13 protein-coding genes are annotated in these 21080 nt (G+C 71.0%); 5 read left to right on the forward strand and 8 right to left on the reverse strand.

Annotated features, from left to right (window positions below):
* Positions 1-179 precede the first annotated feature (179 nt).
* The 3 genes from OG230_RS13695 to OG230_RS13705 all read right to left on the reverse strand — a co-directional run bounded on the left by OG230_RS13695 (position 180) and on the right by OG230_RS13705 (position 3970).
* Positions 180-1055, reverse strand: a complete 876-nt coding sequence (locus OG230_RS13695) for a TylF/MycF/NovP-related O-methyltransferase (RefSeq protein WP_443051547.1) — start codon at positions 1053-1055, stop codon at positions 180-182.
* A gap of 49 nt (positions 1056-1104) precedes the next feature.
* Positions 1105-1863, reverse strand: coding sequence for a methyltransferase domain-containing protein (locus OG230_RS13700; protein WP_328910477.1), 759 nt, complete (start codon positions 1861-1863; stop codon positions 1105-1107).
* Between the two features lie 109 nt (positions 1864-1972).
* Positions 1973-3970 (reverse strand): bifunctional glycosyltransferase/CDP-glycerol:glycerophosphate glycerophosphotransferase, encoded by a 1998-nt coding sequence (locus tag OG230_RS13705; protein ID WP_328910478.1) that lies wholly within the window; start codon positions 3968-3970, stop codon positions 1973-1975.
* Positions 3971-4072: 102 nt separating this feature from the next.
* Between OG230_RS13705 and OG230_RS13710 the strand changes: the two genes are divergently transcribed.
* Entirely contained in the window at positions 4073-7465 is a 3393-nt protein-coding gene (locus OG230_RS13710) for a bifunctional glycosyltransferase/CDP-glycerol:glycerophosphate glycerophosphotransferase (RefSeq protein ID WP_328911391.1), read from the forward strand.
* 54 nt (positions 7466-7519) lie between these two features.
* On the opposite strand, the gene OG230_RS13715 is transcribed toward OG230_RS13710, so the two are convergent.
* Positions 7520-8128, reverse strand: a complete 609-nt coding sequence (locus OG230_RS13715; RefSeq protein WP_328910479.1) for a TetR/AcrR family transcriptional regulator — start codon at positions 8126-8128, stop codon at positions 7520-7522.
* 127 nt (positions 8129-8255) lie between these two features.
* Here OG230_RS13715 and OG230_RS13720 point away from each other — a divergent pair, with 127 nt between their 5' ends.
* Positions 8256-9197 carry an ABC transporter permease gene (locus OG230_RS13720; protein ID WP_328910480.1) on the forward strand — a complete coding sequence of 314 codons (942 nt, stop codon included), beginning with the start codon at positions 8256-8258 and terminating at the stop codon, positions 9195-9197.
* Positions 9198-9207: 10 nt separating this feature from the next.
* The gene (locus OG230_RS13725; RefSeq protein ID WP_328911392.1) at positions 9208-9978 is read left to right on the forward strand and encodes an ABC transporter ATP-binding protein; all 771 of its coding nucleotides are present in this window, start codon (positions 9208-9210) and stop codon (positions 9976-9978) included.
* A gap of 129 nt (positions 9979-10107) precedes the next feature.
* On the opposite strand, the gene OG230_RS13730 is transcribed toward OG230_RS13725, so the two are convergent.
* Positions 10108-15129, reverse strand: coding sequence for an NAD-glutamate dehydrogenase (locus OG230_RS13730; protein WP_328910481.1), 5022 nt, complete (start codon positions 15127-15129; stop codon positions 10108-10110).
* 424 nt (positions 15130-15553) lie between these two features.
* Between OG230_RS13730 and OG230_RS13735 the strand changes: the two genes are divergently transcribed.
* Positions 15554-16120, forward strand: a complete 567-nt coding sequence (locus OG230_RS13735; RefSeq protein ID WP_328910482.1) for a DJ-1/PfpI family protein — start codon at positions 15554-15556, stop codon at positions 16118-16120.
* A 24-nt stretch (positions 16121-16144) separates the two neighbouring features.
* On the opposite strand, the gene OG230_RS13740 is transcribed toward OG230_RS13735, so the two are convergent.
* Both OG230_RS13740 and OG230_RS13745 read right to left on the reverse strand, forming a co-directional pair.
* A complete protein-coding gene (locus tag OG230_RS13740) occupies positions 16145-16816 on the reverse strand; it encodes an HAD family hydrolase (protein WP_328910483.1) in 672 nt (223 codons plus the stop codon).
* Between the two features lie 29 nt (positions 16817-16845).
* A complete protein-coding gene (locus OG230_RS13745) occupies positions 16846-17352 on the reverse strand; it encodes a DUF6912 family protein (protein ID WP_328910484.1) in 507 nt (168 codons plus the stop codon).
* 277 nt (positions 17353-17629) lie between these two features.
* On the opposite strand from OG230_RS13745, the gene OG230_RS13750 reads away from it, so the two are divergent.
* Positions 17630-18076: an Rv3235 family protein gene (locus OG230_RS13750; protein WP_328910485.1), complete on the forward strand. Its 447-nt coding sequence runs from the start codon at positions 17630-17632 to the stop codon at positions 18074-18076.
* A gap of 147 nt (positions 18077-18223) precedes the next feature.
* Here the strand turns inward: OG230_RS13750 and secA are convergent, their stop codons facing one another.
* Positions 18224-21052: a preprotein translocase subunit SecA gene (gene secA / locus OG230_RS13755; protein WP_328910486.1), complete on the reverse strand. Its 2829-nt coding sequence runs from the start codon at positions 21050-21052 to the stop codon at positions 18224-18226.
* Positions 21053-21080: the final 28 nt, after the last annotated feature.

Below are 21080 nucleotides of genomic sequence, written 5' to 3' on the forward strand. Positions count from 1 at the left end.
GGTCTGGGGTCCGCGTCCGGCGGATCAGGGCCGGACACGCCCCGGGGGCTAACAACCCCGGCCGGGCCCCGGTCACCCGTTGACAGCCATTCGGGTGACGGCCGGCGGCCGGACGACGAGGAAACGGCCGAGCCCCGTACCGGTGCGGCACGGGGCTGAGCGGCGCGTTCCCACACGGTTCAGGGCTTGACGGCGATCCGGCCCTCGTCCATGCGGAGCAGCAGCAGCTTCTCTCCGGTCTTCTCCAGGAACTCGTCGACGGCCTGCCGCGAGCCCTGCCAGTAGCCGTAGTCGTCGATCAGCAGGACGCCGCCGCTCACCAGACGCGAGTAGAGGTGCTCCAGCTCGTGCTTGGTGGAGGCGTACCAGTCGGTGTCCAGGCGGAGGATGGAGATCTGCTCCGGGGCGCGCTCCGGGACGGTGTCCTCGACCCTGCCCTGCACGTAGTGGACGCGCTCCTTCGGGTAGGGCACGTTCTCGAATCCGGCCTGGACGTCCTCCAGCGAGGCGACCGCCCAGATCGGCCGGTCCTTGCCCTGCGCGTCGAGCAGGTCCCGTGCCGACCTGCCGTCGAGCCGCAGGTCCTCCTCGGTGGGCGGGGTCATGCCCTCGTACGTGTCGAACAGGTAGAGGTCCCGTTCGGTCTCACCGAGCGAGAGCAGCGTCTTCGCGCACGCCTGCATGGAGCCGCCGCGCCACACACCGCATTCGACGATGTCGCCGGGGATGTTGTGGCGGGCGATGTGACGGGTCGCGAGGATGAAGGCGTTGAGCCGCTCCGGCGAGGTCATCGAGTACGGCTTGACCGCACGGATGATGTCCTTCGCCTCGTCGTCGTAGTCCGCCGGGAACTGCGGCCCGGCCTTGGCCTTCGGCTTGGGCTTCGGTGCGGGCGCCACAGGCGCCGCGGCGGGGGCGGCCGGGGCCGCCGCGGCCGCGCGGGGGGCGGGCACGGACACGCGCCTGAGCTGATATCCGGTGAGCTGCTGAAGGACGCCGTTGATGGCGTTGCGCCAAGCCATGCCCCGGGACAGTACGCGCGCATTGCCGCTCATGTCATCTTTCGTCAACCTGTCATTGATTTGCCCGTGTTGGACCATGGAATCAGGAGCCCGTCTCCGCCGCGGCCGGAACGTCCGCAGGGGCCGGTGCCTTCGCCGGGGCCGGAACGTCCGCCGGGGCAGCGGCCGGCCGCCCGCAGCGCTCCCGGCCGTCGAGCGGCCGGGGCACCGGAACCGCGTCCACCCCGCCGACGCGGTTGGCCCACCACACGGTCAGCTCCCGTACGGCGAACATGGTCAGCCGGGGGTAGCGCTCCGGCCTCCGGAAGACCCCGACGGAGTCGCCCCAGTAGGCGCCCTTGTCGATGCCCCGGTAGTCGTGCCAGATTCCCTTCCTGGGCGGGAAGTCGGTGTACGCCTCGCAGAGTTCGAGCCGTGCGTGGGCCGCCAGGGCGCGGAAGCCGTCCGGGTAGTAGCGCCAGCAGTCCTGGGCGTCGTGCGCGTGGCCGCGCGAGGGTGCGGTGATGAAGGCGTAGCCGCCGGGCTTCAGCACCCGGGCGATCTCCAGCATCGACGCCCAGAAGAACGGGATGTGCTCGAACGCCTGCCCGGAGAGGACGACGTCGGCGCTGCGGGACTTGGCGGGGATGCGGTACGGCCTGGTCATCACGGCGTCGACGTTGGGTCCGTCCTGCACGTCGACCCCGAAGTAGTCGATGTCGTGGCCCGCCAGCAGGCCCCGGTGCGTCCGGCTCTGCTTGCCGGAGATACGCGATCCGAGGTCGACGACACGGTGCCTGCGCGTCCTGGGCAGATACTCCTCGATGCAGAGTTCCATCTGCTCATAGGCGGACTGGTGCATGAGGTTCTCCCAACATTGCCGGGTGCATGAGCTGTTGAGCACAACGACGGCGGGATGCGGAGGGGTCGCACCGGGCGGCGAGGCTCCGCCATTCGGGTGGTCGCGCGCCTCAGCCCGCCCCGTCGCCGAGGAACAGCCGCCGCACCACACGCTCCGCGGCGCGCCCGTCGTCGTACGGACAGAACCGGTCCCGGAACGCCTTGCGGAGCAACGCCGTCCGCTCGGAGTCCCACGCGCCGCTCCGCAGCAGGTCGAGCAACTCCTCCTGGGTGGTGGCGATCGCGCCCGGCGTCTCGCCGGGGCGGCCGGAGAGCAGGTCGAAGTAGGTTCCGCGCGAGGCCCGGTAGGCGTCCCAGTCGGGGGCGTAGGTGATGATCGGGCGGTCCAGGCAGGCGTAGTCGAACATCAGTGAGGAGTAGTCCGTGATCAACGCGTCGGCGGCCAGGCAGAGTTCCTCGACGCCGGGGTACCCCGTGACGTCGACGACCCGGCCGTCCCCCGCACCGGCGAGGCCCGCCGTACGCCCGTAGAAGTAGTGGGCGCGCACCAGCACCACATGGCCGGGGCCCAGTTCGCGGGCGAGGAGTTCCGGGTCGAGGTGGGGCACGAAGCCCTTGCGGTAGTCGCGGTGGGTCGGCGCGTACAGCAGCGCCTTCTGGCCGGGGGCGATGCCGAGTCCGGCCCGGATCTCCGCGGCCCGCTCGGCGGTCGCGCCGAAGAAGACGTCGTTGCGCGGGTAACCCAGATTCAGATGCTCGTACGAGGAGGGGTAGACGCGGTCCCAGATCTCGGTGCTGTGGGGGTTGGCGGAGAGGCTGTAGTCCCATTGGTCGGTGTGCGCGACGATCTTCTCGAAGCTGATCCCGTTGGTGAGGGCGGGATAGGCGCGCTGGTCGAGGCCCATGGTCTTCAGCGGGGTCCCGTGGTGCGTCTGGAGGTAGATCTGGCCGGGGCGCTTGGTGAAGCCGCCGGGGAAGCTGGAGTTGTTGACGAGGTACGTGGCGGTGGCCATGGCCCGCCAGTAGGCGCGGGAGCCCTCGATGACGTACGGGACGCCGGGCGGCACCCGGTCACGATGGCGCGAGGAGACGACCCAGACGCCTCGGACGTGCGGGGCGAGTTCGAGGGCCTTGGCGTGGATGGCGGCGGGGTTGCAGGCGATTCCGCGGTTCCAGTAGGCCCCGTACACCGCGAGGCCGGGGTCCAGTGGCCGCAGCAGGTCCGCGCGGTAGGCGGCGCGCATGACGCGGGTGCGGAGCGTCCTGCGGCGCCGCAGGAGGGCGGCGCGGGCGCGGACGCGGGCGGCGCGGGCTGCGGTCCTGGCGCGATGGGCGGTGTAGGGGCCCGGGAGTCCGGCGGCGCGGAAGAGGGCGGCGCGGTCGCGGGCGGGGACGGCGTCGGGGGTGTCGAGGAGGGCGCGGAGGTGCGCGGTGCGCGCGGCCCCGGCCCGCGGGTCTCCGCCGGTCCCCGCGAGGAGCTGTTCGTACGCGCCGAGGAGCGCGGGAAGGTCGTGGCGTTCCCGTGCACCCGGGCCGAGGAGCCGGTGCCGGACGCAGAGCGCGTCGAGGGTGGTGAGGGTGCCCGCGCCGGATGCCAGCAGGTGCGCGCGCTGGACGGGGAGGACGTCCTCGTAGGGGCCTTCGGTGAAGCGGAGCCCGTGGGTGGTCCAGAACGCGCGCCGGAAGAGCTGGTTGCGTGCGGCGGGGACGGCGTCGGGGGCGCCCGGCCCGACCTCGCCCCAGCGGTCGACGCGGTCGTGCCCGAGGCGCAGCACGTCGGGGCGGCTCTCCGACAGCGGGCCGGCGGCCCGCTCCAGGGCCCCGGGAAGCAGCTGGTCGTCGCCGTCGAGGAAGAGGAGGTAGTCACCGCGCGCCTCCTCGGCCCCGGCGTTCCTGGCTCCGCCCGCCGTGAGGCGCCCTTCGACGGTGCACACCCGCACCCGGGCGTCGCGCTCCCGGTACTCCGCCGCGACGGCGGCGAAGGCGTCCGAGGCTCCGCCAACGAGGATCAGCTCCAACTCCCGTACCGGCTGGTCGAGTACGGAGTCCGCGGCGGAGCGCAGATATCCCTGCCCACGGTGGACGGCCATGACAACACTGAGGAGCATGGCAGCCGAGCGTAATCCTGCGGGCCCACGATCCGGCCCTCCCGTTCACCCGTTCGGGTCAGTGCCGGTGACTCGGAGCGCCCTACCCGGTTGAGCATGACCATGAAGCCTCTCCTCAGCGTCGTCGTCCCCGTCCACAACGTCGAGGAGTGGCTCGGGGAGTGCCTGCGGTCGCTCGCCGGGCAGACCCTCGAAGCGATCGAGGTGGTGCTCGTCGACGACGGTTCCACGGACGGCAGCCGCCGGATCGCGGAGGAGTTCGCCGCGCGGGACGGCCGCTTCCGGTGTGTCCACCAGCCCAACGCGGGGCTGAGCGCGGCCCGCAACACGGGGGTGCGCCACACCACCCCCGGAGTCCCGTACCTGGCGTTCGCCGACAGCGACGACGTCGTCGTCCACGACGCGTACGCACGGATGGTGGCGTCCCTGGAGTCCTCGGGTTCCGATCTGGTGACCGGCAACGTCTGGCGGCTGACCGAGCGGGGACGGCAGCAGGCGTGGCAGTACCGGTGGCTGACGGCCACCCGTTCCCGGACCCACATCACCCGCGACGCCCGGCTGCTTGCCGACCGAGTCGCCTGGAACAAGGTGTTCCGGCGCTCCTTCTGGGACCGCCACGCCTTCGCCTTCCCCGAGGGGAAGCTCTACGAGGACACCCCGGTGATGATCCCGGCGCACTACCTCGCCGGCTCGGTCGACGTGCTGCACGAGCACGTCTACCACTGGCGGGTGCGGGAGGGATCGATCACCCGGCGGCGTACGGACGTGACGGGCGTACGGGACAGGATCGCCGCCTGTGAGCAGGTCAGCGCGTTCCTGGCCGGCCGGGACGCGGCGCAGCAGCGGCGCTACGACGTGTCGTGCCTGCGCGACGACTTCCTCTACTTCCTGGAGGGGATGACGCTCGGGAGCACCGCCTACCGCACGGCGTTCATGGCGGACGCGGGCGCCTTCCTCGACCGTGCGGGCAGCTCGGCCCTCGACGGGCTGCCGGTGGAGCTGCGCGTCAAGTGGCGGCTGGTGCGCGAGCGCAGGCTCGACGACCTGCTGGCCGTACTCGCCTTCGAGCGGGCCAACGGGGCGGGCACCTTCGCCGTCGAGGGTCTTCCCGGCCGGCGCCGGGCCGTCCATCCGGGCGTCTCCCGCGAGGGCTCACGGCTCGGCCCGTCCGATCTTCCGGCGGTGGCACGGCTGCTGGACTCCTCGTGGGGCGAGGACGGGCGGCTGAGGCTGCGCGGCTACGCGTACATCCGCAACCTCCCGGCGGACACCGCCCGCCACGCGCTGAAGTGGGGCATGCTGCGCTCGGCGCGGGGCAGGCAGGTGCGGGCCGTTCCGGTACGGTCCGTCGAGGCTCCCCGGGCCACGGTGAACTCGGCCCAGGAACTGCACAGTTACGACCGTGCCGGCTTCGAGATGGTCATCGACCCGCGCCGGCTCCGGCCCGGCAGCTGGCTCGTGGGCATGGTGGTGTCCGGTCACGGCGTGGTGCGGCGCGCCGCCGTCCGGGCCGTGGACGCCGCCTCCGCCCAGCCGCTCGTGCACGACCTGGGCGGCGGGCGCCGGGCCGTGCTCGGCTACCGGGACGGCCGGCTCGAACTGACCGTGGCGCAGCTCCCCGCACTCGCGCAGGCGCACGACGGCGGGACCGGGACCCTGGAACTGACCGGGCGGCTGTACGGCGATGCCCGGCCGGAGGCGGTCCTGCTCGCCCTGGACGGCACCGAGGAGGAACGCACCTGTCCGCTGGAGCGCGGGGACGACGGGCGATTCACCGTACGGATTCCGCTCGCGGCCCTCGCCGACGTACCCCCCGCGCCGCACCGGGCCCCCCGCGAGGTGGAACCGGAGGGCGGCGCGCGGTGGCGGGCCCGGCTGCTGCTCGCCGACGGCAGCCGGGTGCCGCTCGCCGCCGCGCCCGACCTGCCACCGCCGGCCACCGCCTGCCCGGCGGGCGAACTGGTGATTGACGTGAGCGGACAGCCGGTCGTGGACGGGGCCCGGTGGACGGCCGACGGCGGGCTGCTCGTCGAGGGGACGGGGGCGGGCACCGAGCTCGTCCTGCGCCACGAGGCCCTGCGGGAGACGGCGGCCGTCGCGGTGACGCGGCAGGACGGGCGCTTCACCACGTCCGTGACCCCCGAACTCCTCGCCGCCTCGCTCCAGGAGGGCCGCTGGGACCTGCTGCTGGACGGATTCCCGGCACGCGCCACAGCGGCCCTCACTCCCCGGCTCCCGCTCCACCGGCCCGGCACCGACGGCGAGGTGACCCTGGAGCGGCGTCACGGCGACCGGCTGACCCTGCACGCGGGCCCGGCCCTCGCGATCGCCGAGCAGGGCGCGTTCCGCAGACGCCGGCTGCGCACCCGGCACTACCCGGAGCAGCGCGGTCTCCCGCTCCGCGACGCCGTCCTCTACGTGGGCGGTGACTCCCCGCGCGCCGTCCACGCCGAACTGGTGCGGCGGTGCACCGACGTCGAGCACCTCTGGGTGACGACGGGGCGCGCGGGGCGGGCGGCGCACGTCCCGGACACGGCGGCCCCCGTCGTCGAGCACAGCGCCGCCTGGTACGAGGCCCTGGCCCGGGCCCGGCGCATCGTGACGGACGACCAGTTGCCCGAGTGGTTCGAGCGCCGCCCCGGCCAGACGGTCGTGCAGACGTGGCACGGCAGCCCGCTCGGCCGCTTCGGCACGGACCTGGACGGCACCCTGTACGCCGACCACCACACCCTCGCCTCCCTGCCGCACCGCGCGGCCCAGTGGTCGGTGCTGGTCTCCCCTAGCCGCTTCGCCACCCCGCATCTGCGCCGCGCGCTGGCGTACGGGGGCGAGGTGCTGGAGGCGGGTTCGCCCGCCGCCGACCTGCTGTTCTCACCCGGCCGGGAGAAGACGGCCGAGCGGGTCAGGCGCCGCACGGGCATCCCGGAGGAGCACCGGGTCGTGCTCTACGCGCCGACGTACCGCGACCACCTCGCCCACGACCGGACGGCCTCCTCCGGCCACCGGCAGGGCCCGTACCGCTGGGATCCGGCGCTCGACACCGCGGCCCTGGCGCGGTCGCTCGGCGCGGGTCACACGGTGCTGGTGCGCCGGCATCCCCGGGTGACGGGCAGCGTGCCCGCCGCGCCGGGCGTGCTCGACGTGTCGGCGTACCCGGACACCTCCGAACTGCTGCTGATCGCCGATGTGCTGGTCACGGACTACGCGGGCCTGGTGTTCGACTACGCGCACACCGGCCGCCCGATGCTCTTCCACACCTACGACCTGGAGCACTACCGCGACACCGTGCGCGGCTTCTGCCTGGACTTCGAGACCCGGGCGCCGGGCCCGCTGCTCGTCACCACGGACGAGGTGGCGCAGGCACTGCGCACCACGGACGGGCTGGCGGCCCGGCACGCGGACGCGTACGAGAGCTTCCGCAGGGACTACTGCGACCTGGACGACGGGGGCGCGGCGGGCCGGGTCGCGGACCGGCTGCTGGCGGACGGCGCGTGACGGGGGGGCGTGACGGGCGGGGCATGACAGGCGGGGCGTGACGCCCCGGGCCTCTCAGCCCTGCCGCAGCGCGGCGACCGCCGATGCCGCGAGGTCGTCGAGGTAGCCCTTGGGCAGGTCCCCCCGGACCACGGCCAGGCGCCAGTACAGCGGGCCGACGATCAGGTCCAGGGCCCGGTCCGGGTCGCTGCCCTCCGGCAGCTCGCCCCGGGCGACGGCCTCGCGTACGACGACGGCGGCCACGCCCTGCTGCTGGTCGAGCAGGGCGGCCTTGATCGCGTCGGAGATCTCCGGGTTGCGTGCCGCCTCGACGAGGAGATCGGGGATGACCTGCGAGGCGACCGGGTGGCGCAGGGCGTACGCGGCCAGTTCGAGTACGGCGCGGACGTCCCCGTACAGCGAACCGGTGGCCGGTGCGGGCATGCCCTGGGACGCGACGGCCGAGACCAGGTCCAGGACGAGCGAGAGCTTGGACTTCCAGCGGCGGTAGACGGCCGTCTTGCCGACGCCCGCGCGGCGGGCGATGCCCTCGATGGACATCCGGGCGAATCCCACCGTGGCCAGTTCCTCGAAGACGGCGGCGCGGATCGCATCGGTCACGTCCTCGCGCAGCACGGCTGCGCCCGCCGGGGTGCGGCGTCGGGTTCCTGGGTCGGTGGCCATGGGCGGAATGATAGTCCGTAACGACGAAACGGTTGCGTTGCGACGTGGAAGCGTCCTACTCTCAGCGTTGCGACGATACGGTTCCGTCCCGTCGCCAGCCCGTCACAGCCCCCCATCGAAAGCGATCGTGGTGAGCCAGACAGCAGCGCCTGCGGCGCCCGTGGAATCAGCCGCCCCCACCCCCCTCCCGGTCCACGCTCCGGGCGAGCTGGCCGCGCTCGCCGCCCGGCACGGGCTGACCGTCAGCGGGGCCCGGCCCTCGCTCAGGTCGTACATCGGGCAGCTGTGGGGGCGCAGGCACTTCATCACGGCGTTCGCCGGCGCCAAGCTCAGCGCGCAGTACAGCCAGGCGAAGCTCGGCCAGATCTGGCAGATCATGACGCCGCTGCTCAACGCGACGGTCTACTACTTCATCTTCGGTGTCCTGATGAACACCAAGAACGGAGTCGCCGACTACGTGCCGTTCCTGGTCACCGGCGTCTTCATCTGGACCTTCACCAGCAGCACGATCACCGCCGGCACCCGGGCCATCAGCGGCAACACCGGGCTCGTACGGGCCCTGCACTTCCCCAGGGCCTCGCTGCCGATCGCGCTCGCCCTCCAGCAGCTCCAGCAGCTCCTGTACTCGCTCGTGGTCCTGCTTCTCATCCTGCTCGCCTTCGGCCAGTTCCCCCAGCCGTCCTGGCTGCTGGCGGTCCCGGCCCTGGCGCTGCAGGCCCTGTTCAACACCGGCGTCTCGATGGTCGTGGCCCGGCTCGCCGCGCAGACCCCGGACATCGCCCAGCTCATGCCGTTCGTCCTGCGCACGTGGATGTACGCGTCGGGCGTGATGTGGAGCCTGGACACCCACCTGTCGGGCGGGCGGGTCCCGCACGCCGTCGTGGTGGCCCTGGACTGCAATCCCGCCGCCGTCTACATCGACCTGATGCGGTTCGCGCTCATCGACAGCTTCACCCGGGACCAGCTGCCCGACCATGTGTGGGCCATCGCGACGGGCTGGGCACTCGTCTGCGCGATCGGCGGCTTCGTGTACTTCTGGAAGGCGGAGGAGCGGTACGGACGTGGCTGAGACCCCTGATATGCGTGTTCCCACCGTCGTCGTGGACGACGTCCACATCACGTACACCGTGCACGGCGCCCGTACCGGCAGGGGCAGCGCCACCTCGGCGCTGAGCCGGCTCGTGTCGCGCGGGAAGAGTCCGGGAGCGCGGGAGGTGCACGCCGTGAAGGGCGTCAGCTTCGCCGCGTACAAGGGCGAGGCCATCGGCCTGATCGGTTCCAACGGCTCCGGGAAGTCGACGCTCCTCAAGGCCGTCGCGGGGCTTCTGCCGCCGACACGCGGCCGGGTCCACACCCGGGGACAGCCCTCGCTGCTCGGGGTGAACGCCGCGCTGATGAGCGATCTGACCGGTGAGCGCAATGTCGTCCTGGGCGGACTGGCGATGGGCATGACGCGCCGGCAGATCCGCGAGCGCTACCAAGGCATCGTCGACTTCTCCGGGATCAACGAGAAGGGCGACTTCATCACGCTGCCGATGCGGACGTACTCCTCCGGCATGGGGGCCCGGCTGCGGTTCTCGATCGCGGCGGCGAAGAGCCACGACGTGCTGCTGATCGACGAGGCGCTGTCCACCGGGGACGCCAGGTTCCAGCGGCGCAGCAAGGACCGGATCAAGGAGCTGCGCCAGGAGGCGGGCACCGTCTTCCTGGTCAGTCACAGCAACAAGTCGATCCTGGAGACCTGCGACCGGGCCCTCTGGCTGGAGTCGGGCACGCTGCGCATGGACGGCCCGGCCAAGGAGGTGGTGGCCGCCTACGAGCAGTTCACCAAGCCGCGCCCGAAGCGCTGACCGTGCGCGGGCCCCTCACCCCACCCGCGCACACCCCGGGGCCATGACCCGCGAACGCCACGACCGCCGGACGGCAGACCCGAGCCCGTCCGGCGGTCGAGGTGCAGGGCGCCCACCGGCGCCCTGCTGTTACGCGTGCGTCCGGAGCAGCGTCCGCATCGTCCGCATGGCCACCGACAGGTTCGCCAGGTCGAACGCGTCCGAGCTCTGGATCTCGTCCAGCGTGGAGCGCGACCGCGCCAGAATCGCCGCGTTCTTCTCCTCCCACGCCGTGAAGCGCTCCTCCGGCGTCGACGACCCGTTGCCCACGGACAGCACGTCCGCGGTGAGCGCGGCATGCGCCGCGTACAGGTCCTCGCGGATGGAGGCACGGGCCATGGACTGCCAGCGGTCGGCCCGCGGCAGCTCGATGATCCGGTCCATCAGCTGGGTGATCCGCAGCCGGTCGGCGAGGTCGTAGTAGACCTCGGCGACGGACAGCGGGTCCTTGCCGGTGCGTTCCGCGATCGCCACGATGTCCAGCGCCGGGAAGGCCGAGGAGAATCCGGCGACCCGCGCCGCCAGCTCGTCCGGGACGCCCACCGCGGTGAGCTCCTCCAGGATCGACTGGTACCACTCCTGGTCCGCGCCCATGAGCATCTTGGGCAGCTGGCCCCAGACCTGCTCGACCCCGTCCCGGAAGAACTCGATCGTCTCGGCGATCTGGACGGGCTGCGGCCGGTTCCCGAGCAGCCACCGCGAGCCGCGCTCGACGAGGCGGCGCGAGTGCAGCCGGATGCGGGTGAGGACGTCCGCGTCGACCTGGTTGTCGAGCGCCTCGACGGCGTCCCACACCTGGGCCAGACCGAAGATCTCGCGGGCCGCGGCCTGCGCCCGGACGATCTCCTCGATCGAGGCTCCGGTCTCCTCCCGCAGCCGGTGCAGGAAGGTCGAACCACCGGTGTTCACCGTGTCGTTGACCAGGACGGTCGTGATGATCTCGCGACGCAGCGCGTGCCCGTCGACGGCCTCGGGGAACCGCTCCCGCAGCTGCTGCGGGAAGTACGCGTGCACCAGCTTCTGCAGATGCGGGTCGTCCGGCAGGCTGGTCGAGATCAGCTCGTCCGCGGTCGTGATCTTGGTGTACGCGAGCAGCACGGCGAGCTCGGGCTGGCTGAGCCCCCTGCCGCTGCTCAGCAGTTCGCGCAGCTGCCGGTCGTTGGGCAGGAACTCCAGCGCCCGGTCCAGGTGGCCGTCGCGGCCCAGCCGGCGCATGAAGCGCTGGTGGGCGTGGAGCAGGGACGGGGCCTGGGCGCAGGCGTTGGCGAGCGCGACGTTCTGCGCGTAGTTGTTGCGCAGCACCAGCCGGCCGACCTCGTCGGTCATCTCGGCGAGCAGCTTGTTGCGCTGCTTGACGGTCATGTCGCCGTCGAGGACCAGCCCGTTGAGCAGGATCTTGATGTTCACCTCGTGGTCGGAGGTGTCCACACCGGCGCTGTTGTCGATCGCGTCGGTGTTGATCCGGCCGCCGTTGCGGGCGAACTCGATCCGGCCGAGCTGGGTCGCGCCGAGGTTTCCGCCCTCACCGACGACCTTGGCCCGCAGGTCCTCGCCGTTCACGCGGATCGCGTCGTTGGCCTTGTCGCCGACGTCCGCGTTCGACTCGTGGGAGGACTTGATGTACGTACCGATGCCGCCGTTCCACACCAGGTCGACCGACGCCTTGAGGATGTTCTGCATCAGGTCGGCGGGCGTCATCTTGGTGACCCCCGCGTCGATGCCGAGCGCCTCGCGGATGTGCGCGTTGATCGGGATCGACTTGGCGGTGCGGGGGTGGATGCCGCCGCCCGCCGAGAGCAGTTCCTTGTTGTAGTCGGCCCAGGAGCTGCGCGGCAGGTCGAAGAGACGGCGCCGCTCGGCGAACGAGGTGGCGGCGTCCGGCTTCGGGTCGATGAAGATGTGCCGGTGGTCGAAGGCCGCGACCAGCCGGATGTGCTCGGAGAGCAGCATGCCGTTGCCGAACACGTCACCGGACATGTCGCCGACGCCGACGACCGTGAAGTCCTCGGTCTGGGTGTCGTGGCCGAGCTCGCGGAAGTGCCGCTTGACGGACTCCCAGGCGCCGCGGGCGGTGATGCCCATGCCCTTGTGGTCGTAGCCGGCGGAGCCTCCGGAGGCGAAGGCGTCGCCGAGCCAGAAGCCGTAGGCGACGGCGACGTCGTTGGCGATGTCGGAGAAGCTCGCGGTGCCCTTGTCGGCGGCGACGACGAGGTAGGTGTCGTCCTCGTCGTGGCGGACGACGTCGGCGGGCGGCACGACTTCGCCGGCCACCATGTTGTCGGTGATGTCGAGCAGCGCCGAGATGAACATCTTGTACGAGGCGATGCCCTCGGCCAGCCAGGCGTCACGGTCGACGGCCGGGTCCGGGAGCTGCTTGGCGACGAAGCCGCCCTTGGCGCCGACCGGCACGATGACGGTGTTCTTCACCATCTGCGCCTTGACCAGGCCGAGGATCTCCGTACGGAAGTCCTCCCGCCGGTCCGACCAGCGCAGACCACCGCGGGCGACCTTGCCGAAGCGCAGGTGGACACCCTCGACGCGGGGCGAGTACACCCAGATCTCGAAGGCCGGGCGGGGCGCGGGGAGGTCCGGAATGGCCTGCGGGTCGAACTTCATCGACACGTAGCCGTGCGGCTTGCCGTTCTCCGCCTTCTGGAAGAAGTTGGTGCGCAGCGTGGCCTTGATGACGGTGAGGAACGACCGCAGGATGCGGTCCTCGTCGAGCGAGGCGACCTGGTCGAGCGCGCCGTCGAGCTCCTCCAGGAGCCCGTCGGTCAGCTCCGTGCCGGCCCGCTGCCGATCGGGCGACATCCGGGCCTCGAAGAGCGAGACCAGCAGCCGGGTGGTGTGGACGTTGTTACGGAGGGTGTCCTCCATGTAGTCCTGGCTGAAGGTCGAGCCCGCCTGGCGCAGGTACTTCGCGTAGGCGCGCAGCACCATGGCCTGGCGCCAGTTGAGACCGGCGCGCAGCACGAGGGAGTTGAAGCCGTCGTTCTCGGCCTCACCCGTCCAGGTGGCCGAGAAGGCTTCCTGGAACCGGCTGCGGGCGTCGTCGGCGAGGTAGTCCCCGCCGCCGTCGGTCTGCGGCATGCGCAGACCGAAGTCGTAGATCCAGGCGCTCGTACGGTCCGCGCAGCGCAGCTCGTACGGACGCTCGTCGACGACCTCGACGCCGAGCCGCTGGAGCACCGGGAGGACGGCCGAGAGGGAGACCTGCTCGCCGGTCCGGTAGATCTTGAAGCGGCGCTCGCGGGCGACGGCGCCGACGGGCTCGTACAGGCTGAGCGCGAAGTCCTTCTCGCCGCGCTGGAGCGCTTCGAGGTGGACCAGGTCGGCGACGGCCGCGCGCGGGGAGTGGTCGGCCTTGTAGCCCTCGGGGAAGGAGTGCCCGTAGCGGCGCAGCAGCTCGGCGGCCCGCTCCTCGCCGCACTCGGCGTTCAGCGCCTCCTGGAAGCCGTCGGCCCAGGAGCGGGCGGCCTCGACGAGCCGGGCCTCGATGCGCTCGGTGTCGGCGTCGGTGAGGTGCGGGAGCTCCGTGCCCGGCGGGACCCGGATGACGAAGTGCAGCCGGGAGAGGATCGACTCGGTGTTCCAGGCGGTGAAGTCGACGCTGGTGCCGCCCAGCTCCTCCTTGAGGATGTCGATGAGCCGCAGGCGCACACCGGTGGTGTAGCGGTCGCGCGGCAGGTAGACGATCGCGGAGTAGTAGCGCCCGTACTCGTCCTGGCGCAGGTACAGCCGCAGCCGGCGGCGCTCCTGGAGGTAGAGCACGGAGGTGACGATGGAGCGCAGCTGGTCCGGCGGCGTCTGGAACAGCTCGTCGCGCGGGTAGGTCTCCAGGATCTGGAGCAGGTCGCGGCCGTCGTGGCTGTTGTACGAGAAGCCCGCGCCGTCGAGCACTTCGGCGACCTTGCGGCGGACGACGGGCACCCGGCGCACGGACTCGGTGTAGGCGGCGGAGGAGAACAGGCCGAGGAAGCGGCGCTCACCGATGACGTTGCCGTCGGTGTCGAACTTCTTCACACCGACGTAGTCGAGGTAGCTGGGGCGGTGCACGGTCGCCCGGCTGTTGGCCTTCGTCAGGATGAGCAGCTTGTGCTCGCGGGCCTTGGCGCGGGCGTCGGCGGGCAGCCGGTCGAAGGACGGCGAGACGGGGTGCGCCTCGTCGCCGGTGTGCTGCGGGTCGGAGCGCAGGATGCCGAGGCCGGTGCCGGGGACGGCGGTGAGCGCGTCGCTGTCCTTGAGCTCGTACTCGCGGTACCCGAGGAAGGTGAAGTGGTCGGCGGCGAGCCAGCGCAGCAGCTCGCGGGCCTCGTCGACCTCCTCGTCGGCGAGGTCGTCCAGCGGCTCACCGGGCAGGTCGTCGGCGATGCGCAGAGCGGCGTCGCGCATCTTCTCCCAGTCCTCGACGGTCTCCCGTACGTCGGACAGGACACGCAGCAGGTCGGCGGTGATCTGCTTCAGGTCGTCGCGGTCGGTCTCACGGTCGATCTCGACGTGGATCCAGGACTCGACGAGCGCGTCGTGCGGCAGCTCGGCCTTGTCCTCCTTGGCGCCCTTGGCGTTCTTACGGCCCTTCGGGCTCGGGCCGGCGCCGTTGACGTCGGTGAGGACCTCGATGAGCTTTCCGGTCACATCGCGGCGGACGATGATCTGCGGGTGGATCACGACATGGATGCCACGGCCCTGCCGGGACAGCTCATTGGTGACGGAGTCGACCAGGAACGGCATGTCGTCCGTGACGACCTCGACCACGGAGTGGCTGGACGTCCAGCCGTTCTCCTCGACGGTCGGGGTGTGCACCCGGACGTTCGCCGTGCCCTGGGGCCGGTTCTCGGCAAGCCGGTAGTGGGAGGAAGCCGCACCGAAGACATCGACCGGATCCCGGCCGCTGAGGTCCTCCGGAGCGGTGTGCAGGTAGTAGCGCTGGAGATAGGCGAGCAGGGTGCCCTCGCTCGGACGGTCCTCCCGCCCTGCCCCGGCATCCCTTCCGGCGACGTGCACCCGGGGGGTATGTCCCGGGCCACCGACACCACCGCCCGGGCTGTTGTCAGCTACCTCGGCGGCCCGTGCGAGCTGCTCGGCCTTGGCTTCGTCCAGCTTGGTCTGCATGTCCTCTGGCTCCTGTCGCGCGCCGTTGCGTGACGTAGGTGAAAAAGACGACGTACCGCCACGACACGGAGTATCCGGTCTGAGTCGACGCTATGCCGCAATGAGAGATACCCGAGACCATATTGGCCATTTTTGGCAGGCGGTCCGGGGTTCGGAGAGCGCGGATCGCCCGGGTGCTGTGGCACTCCGGGCGCAGGCCGGGGGCTTCGCTGCCCCCGAGGCGTATCGCGCTGATCACGGGACAAGGCTATCTCCCCTGCCCCCGTAGCCGTCATGAGCTGTATGTGTACAAAAGATGGGCCCTGACTTTGACACTTTGGACAGTCCGTCGCGCCGTCTTGGCGAACCGCGTCACGACCGGCAGGCTGTCCGGGTCGCACGGATCCGTCCCTCCGACACCCTTCGACGTGTGGGGAGCCCTGCCATGTCAGCGAAGATCCTGATCATCACCGGCGATGCCGCCGAGTCCCTGGAAGTCCTCTACCCGTACCAGCGGCTGCGCGAGGAGGGGTACGAGGTCGACATCGCGGCCCCCGAGCGCAAGACGCTGCGCTTCGTGGTCCACGATTTCGAACCCGGCTTCGACACGTACACGGAGAAGCCCGGCTACACCTGGCCCGCCGACCTCGCCTTCGCGGACGTCGACCCGGGCTCCTACGTGGCCCTGGTGATCCCGGGCGGCCGGGCCCCCGAGTACCTGCGCAACAACGCCGAGCTCCGCAAGATCGTCCAGGCGTTCTTCGACTCCGACCGGCCGGTCGCCCAGATCTGCCACGGCCCGCTGATCACCGCGGCCACCGGCGCCCTGTCGGGCCGCCGGGTCACTTCCTATCCCGCACTCGAACCGGACATGCGCACGGCCGGCGCCGTGTTCCACGACGTGGAGGCGGTCGTGGACGGAACGCTCGTCTCGTCCCGCGCCTGGCCTGACCACTCGGCCTGGATGCGCGAGTTCCTGAAGGTGCTCCGGACGACGGCCCCGCTGCCCTGACGGGCCGGGGCCTGGCGCCCCCGCTCAGCCCGTCATGTCCTCGGCCAGGGAGACCGCCTCGGCCAGGGTGTCCACCACGGGCACCCCGGCCGCCTCCAGGCTGGCCCTGCTGTGCGACCCCCCGGTGTACAGCACCGCCCTGGCGCCGACGTGCGCCGCGGCCACCGCGTCGTCCACCGCGTCGCCGATGACCACCGACCGCTCCGGGGATATCCCGCCGAGCGCCGCGAAGTGGCGCTCCATGTGCAGCGCCTTGCTGCCCCCGGACGGGCCGGTACGGCCGTCGACGCGCACGAAGTGGCGCTCGATGCCGTACCCCCGGACCACGGGCACCAGCTGTTCATGGCCGTACATGCTCAGGAGCGACTGGCTGCGCCCCGCCAGCCCCCACTGCGCGAGCAGCTCCTCGACGCCCTCGGTGAGCCCGCAGGCGACCCGCTGCTCGGTGTAGTGGCGGTGGAAGATGCCGTCCATCCGCTCCCACTCGGCCTCGGTGGGCAGCCGCCCGAGCAGCCGCTCGTAGAAGCGGGGAATCGGGACGCAGTACATCTCGCGGTACTGCTCCAGCGTGATCGGCGCGAGGTCGACCTCGGCGAACGCGGCGTTCGTCGCCCCGATGACGGCCTCGATGTCGTCGAGCAGCGTGCCGTTCCAGTCCCAGACCAGATGTGCGTGGTGATTCCCTGACGTCCCCATGCGAAGAACGTACCTGCCGGGTCGGACAGTCAGCCGATGAGGTTCGGGATCTCCTGGACCCCGAACCACAGCAGCTCATGGTCCTCGGCGCCGTCCACGGTGAACTGGGCGTCGTCGTCACCGAGGTCCGCGGCCCCCAGCACGGCCGCCGCAGCCGCCACGTCCTTCTCGGCGTCGTCGGCGTCCACGTGCACGGCGGCGGCCTTGGACAGCGCCACGGCGGCCCCGATCCGCACCTCGCCGAGCGACGCCCCGTCCAGGCTGTGGTCGGGGTCGGCGACCGCCGCCCCGTCCGGTACGTCGACGGCGACGACGACCCTGCGGCGGGGTTCGTCGGGGTTCCCGGCGATCATCCGCAGCGAGGCGGAGGCGGCCCTGTTGAGCGCCGCGTACTCCAGCTCCTCGATGTCGTCGGAGACGTACCACTCGCGCAGCGCCGGAGTCACCGCGTAGGCGGTCAGCGGACCGGGACCGACTTCGCCCGCCCTGTGCGCCGCTGCGAGACCGGAGAGGGTCAGGGGGACGTACACGCGCATGGCTGGCCGCTTTCGTAGTCGGAAACGTCCTCAGGATACGTGGGAGGTCCCCCGTTGGGGTCCTTGAGCGGCGCCCGTTCGTCCACCCCGCGACAGCCCCTCACCCTCGCCGCGCCCTTGCGGCACAGGCGCCGCCACCCGGATAGGTGATCTCCACGGGCCCGCGGACGGCCCGTTTCCCGGCTTGCGGCACCGCCCGCCTCCCCCGTAGAAGATCCGCAACAGAAGTTACCGCCCGGTAGTTCACCGGGCTCGGAACAGCACGGGGGCGATGAGCATGAGCACGGACAAGACCAGGCCCGCCGGACGACGCGACCAGCGGAGGCCCGGCACCGTACCCCCGCAACAGATCCGGCAACGGACCGCGCGGCACCCACGCCCGCACCAGTGGTTCGCCGAACGCCTGCTCGCGGTGCTCAGCGGACGGCGCCCGGTCCACTGGATGCTCGGGCACACGATCGGCGAGGCGTACGACCAGCTCGCCGAACTCGCGCCCAGCAGCCCCTTCGGCGCGGAGGGCGTCCGGCCGGTCCTGCGCCACTGCCACGGCGCCCAGCCGGCCACCGGAGTCGTCGAGGCGTTCGCGAGCATCGCCGAGGGCGACCGGGTCCGCGCCATGGCCTTCCGCCTGGAACGGGGCACCGACCTCCGCTGGCGCTGCGCGGCGGTGGAGTTGGGCGGCGAACGCGTCCCCGGCGCACGGACCGCCCCCTGCGGCGACTGAGGCGCAGCCCGCGTGTGCGGCAGCCCCACGACGCCCGCCGGAGCCCGGCGGAAGCGGCTGGGGCCGGACACCTCGAAGGTGTCCGGCCCCAGCCGTCCTACGGGCGCGGACGGCGCCTCAGCACCGCCCCGCCCTCAACGCCACGCGCTACTTCTTGCGACGACGGCCGCCACCACCGGTGCTGCCGCCCTTCTGCGCCTTGCGACGCTCGGCGCGCGTCATGCCGTCCGCCTCGGAGCGGGCACCGTCGCCATTGGCGAAGTCGCCCTCGACGACGCCGCCCTCCCCGTCCACGGTGGGGGCGGAGAAGTGCAGCCGGTCGGGCCGCTGCGGTGCGTCCAGGCCCTTGGCCCGGATCTCCGGACGGGGGGCCGCCACGGCGGGCGCACCCTCCTTGGACAGCGACAGCTCGGCCGCGTCCTGCACCGGGACCTCCTCGACCTGCTGCTCGACCTGGACCTCCAGGTTGAACAGGTAGCCGACGGACTCCTCCTTGATGCCCTCCATCATGGCGTTGAACATGTCGAAGCCCTCGCGCTGGTACTCGACCAGCGGGTCCTTCTGCGCCATGGCCCGGAGGCCGATGCCCTCCTGGAGATAGTCCATCTCGTAGAGGTGCTCACGCCACTTGCGGTCCAGGACGGACAGGACCACACGACGCTCGAGCTCACGCATGATGTCCGAGCCGAGCGTCTTCTCGCGCTCCTCGTACTGCTCGTGGATGTCGTCCTTGACCGACTCGGCGATGAACTCGGCGGTGACGCCGGCCAGATCCCCGGCGGCCTCCTCCAGCTCGGCGACCGTGACCTTCACCGGGTAGAGCTGCTTGAAGGCGCCCCACAGCCGGTCCAGGTCCCACTCCTCGGCGAAGCCCTCGGCGGTCTCCTGCCGGATGTAGTCGTCGATCGTGTCGTCCATGAAGTGGCGGATCTGGTCCTGGAGGTCCTCGCCCTCCAGGACGCGACGGCGCTCGCCGTAGATGACCTCGCGCTGCCGGTTGAGCACCTCGTCGTACTTCAGGACGTTCTTACGCGTCTCGAAGTTCTGCTGCTCGACCTGCGACTGCGCCGAGGCGATCGCACGCGTCACCATCTTGTTCTCGATCGGAACGTCGTCCGGCACGTTGGCCATCGACATCACGCGCTCGACCATCTGGGCCTTGAACAGGCGCATCAGGTCATCGCCCAGCGACAGGTAGAAGCGGGACTCGCCCGGGTCGCCCTGACGGCCGGAACGACCGCGCAGCTGGTTGTCGATACGGCGCGACTCGTGCCGCTCCGTACCGAGCACGTACAGCCCGCCGAGCTCCTTGACCTCTTCGAACTCCGCCTTCACCGCGAGTTCGGCCTTCTCCAGCGCCGCGGGCAGCGCAGCCGCCCACTCCTCGACGTGCTCGACCGGGTCGAGCCCGCGCTGACGCAGCTCCGCCTCGGCGAGGTCGTCCGGGTTGCCGCCGAGCTTGATGTCCGTGCCTCGGCCGGCCATGTTCGTGGCGACCGTGACCGCGCCCTTGCGGCCGGCCTGGGCGACGATCGTCGCCTCACGGTCGTGCTGCTTGGCGTTGAGGACCTCGTGCTGGACTCCGCGCTTGGAGAGCTGCTGCGAGAGGTACTCGGACTTCTCGACCGAGGTGGTGCCGACCAGGATCGGCTGGCCCTTCTCGTGCTTCTCGGCGATGTCGTCGACGACGGCGGCGAACTTCGCGACCTCGGTGCGGTAGATCAGGTCCGACTGGTCCGCCCGGACCATCGGGCGGTTCGTCGGGATCGGCACGACGCCCAGCTTGTAGATCTGGTGGAACTCGGCGGCCTCGGTCATCGCCGTACCGGTCATGCCGGAGAGCTTGCCGTAGAGGCGGAAGAAGTTCTGGAGGGTGATCGTGGCGAGCGTCTGATTCTCGTCCTTGATGTCCACCCCTTCCTTCGCCTCGATCGCCTGGTGCATGCCCTCGTTGTAGCGGCGGCCGGCGAGGATACGGCCGGTGTGCTCGTCGACGATCATGACTTCGCCGTCGATGACGACGTAGTCCTTGTCCTTCTTGAAGAGTTCCTTGGCCTTGATCGCGTTGTTGAGGTACCCGACGAGCGGGGTGTTCACCGACTCGTAGAGGTTGTCGATACCGAGCCAGTCCTCGACCTTCGCGACACCGGGCTCGTGGATCGCCACGGTGCGCTTCTTCTCGTCGACCTCGTAGTCGCCGGTCTCCTCGATGCCCTTCAGCGGGTTGCCGGCCTCACCCTTGGTGAGCCGGGTCACCAGCTTGGCGAAGTCGCCGTACCACTTGGTGGCCTGGTCGGCCGGGCCGGAGATGATCAGCGGCGTACGGGCCTCGTCGACGAGGATCGAGTCGACCTCGTCGACCACGGCGAAGTTGTGGCCGCGCTGGACGAGCTCCTCCTGCGACCACGCCATGTTGTCGCGGAGGTAGTCGAAACCGAACTCGTTGTTCGTGCCGTACGTGATGTCGCAGGCGTACTGCTCGCGGCGCTGGGCCGGAGTCATGTTGGCGACGATGCAGCCGACGGACAGGCCCAGGAACTTGTGGACCCGGCCCATCATCTCGGAGTCACGCTCGGCCAGGTAGTCATTGACCGTGATCAGATGAACACCCTTGCCGGAGAGCGCGTTGAGATACGCGGGCAGGGTACCGACGAGGGTCTTGCCCTCACCGGTCTTCATCTCGGCGACGTACCCCAGGTGCAGGGCGGCGCCGCCCATCATCTGAACGTCGTAGTGGCGCTGTCCGAGGACGCGCTTGGCCGCCTCGCGGACGGTCGCGAACGCTTCGGGAAGCAGGTCGTCCAGGCTCTCGCCGTCCGCGTACCGTTCCTTGTACTCGTCGGTGAGCGCCCGCAGCTCGGCGTCGGAGAGGTTGACGAAGTCCTCTTCGATGGAGCTGACCTGGTCCGCGATGCGGTGCAGTTTGCGCAGGATCTTGCCTTCGCCTGCACGCATGAGCTTGTTGAAGACGGACACTGAGGCTGGTCTCCTTGCCGGTCGGGCC

Origin of the sequence: Streptomyces sp. NBC_00234, from assembly GCF_036195325.1 — a bacterium.
GTDB lineage: Bacteria > Actinomycetota > Actinomycetes > Streptomycetales > Streptomycetaceae > Streptomyces.

Coding starts and splice junctions, on each gene's coding strand:
- OG230_RS13710 (WP_328911391.1), top strand. CDS start 4,073: ATGAAGCCTCTCCTCAGCGTCGTCGTCCCCGTCCACAACGTCGAGGAG.
- OG230_RS13745 (WP_328910484.1), bottom strand. CDS start 17,352: ATGCGCGTGTACGTCCCCCTGACCCTCTCCGGTCTCGCAGCGGCGCAC.
- OG230_RS13750 (WP_328910485.1), top strand. CDS start 17,630: ATGAGCACGGACAAGACCAGGCCCGCCGGACGACGCGACCAGCGGAGG.
- OG230_RS13700 (WP_328910477.1), bottom strand. CDS start 1,863: ATGCACCAGTCCGCCTATGAGCAGATGGAACTCTGCATCGAGGAGTAT.
- OG230_RS13705 (WP_328910478.1), bottom strand. CDS start 3,970: ATGCTCCTCAGTGTTGTCATGGCCGTCCACCGTGGGCAGGGATATCTG.
- OG230_RS13740 (WP_328910483.1), bottom strand. CDS start 16,816: ATGGGGACGTCAGGGAATCACCACGCACATCTGGTCTGGGACTGGAAC.
- OG230_RS13715 (WP_328910479.1), bottom strand. CDS start 8,128: ATGGCCACCGACCCAGGAACCCGACGCCGCACCCCGGCGGGCGCAGCC.
- OG230_RS13735 (WP_328910482.1), top strand. CDS start 15,554: ATGTCAGCGAAGATCCTGATCATCACCGGCGATGCCGCCGAGTCCCTG.
- OG230_RS13730 (WP_328910481.1), bottom strand. CDS start 15,129: ATGCAGACCAAGCTGGACGAAGCCAAGGCCGAGCAGCTCGCACGGGCC.
- OG230_RS13725 (WP_328911392.1), top strand. CDS start 9,208: ATGCGTGTTCCCACCGTCGTCGTGGACGACGTCCACATCACGTACACC.
- OG230_RS13695 (WP_443051547.1), bottom strand. CDS start 1,055: ATGAGCGGCAATGCGCGCGTACTGTCCCGGGGCATGGCTTGGCGCAAC.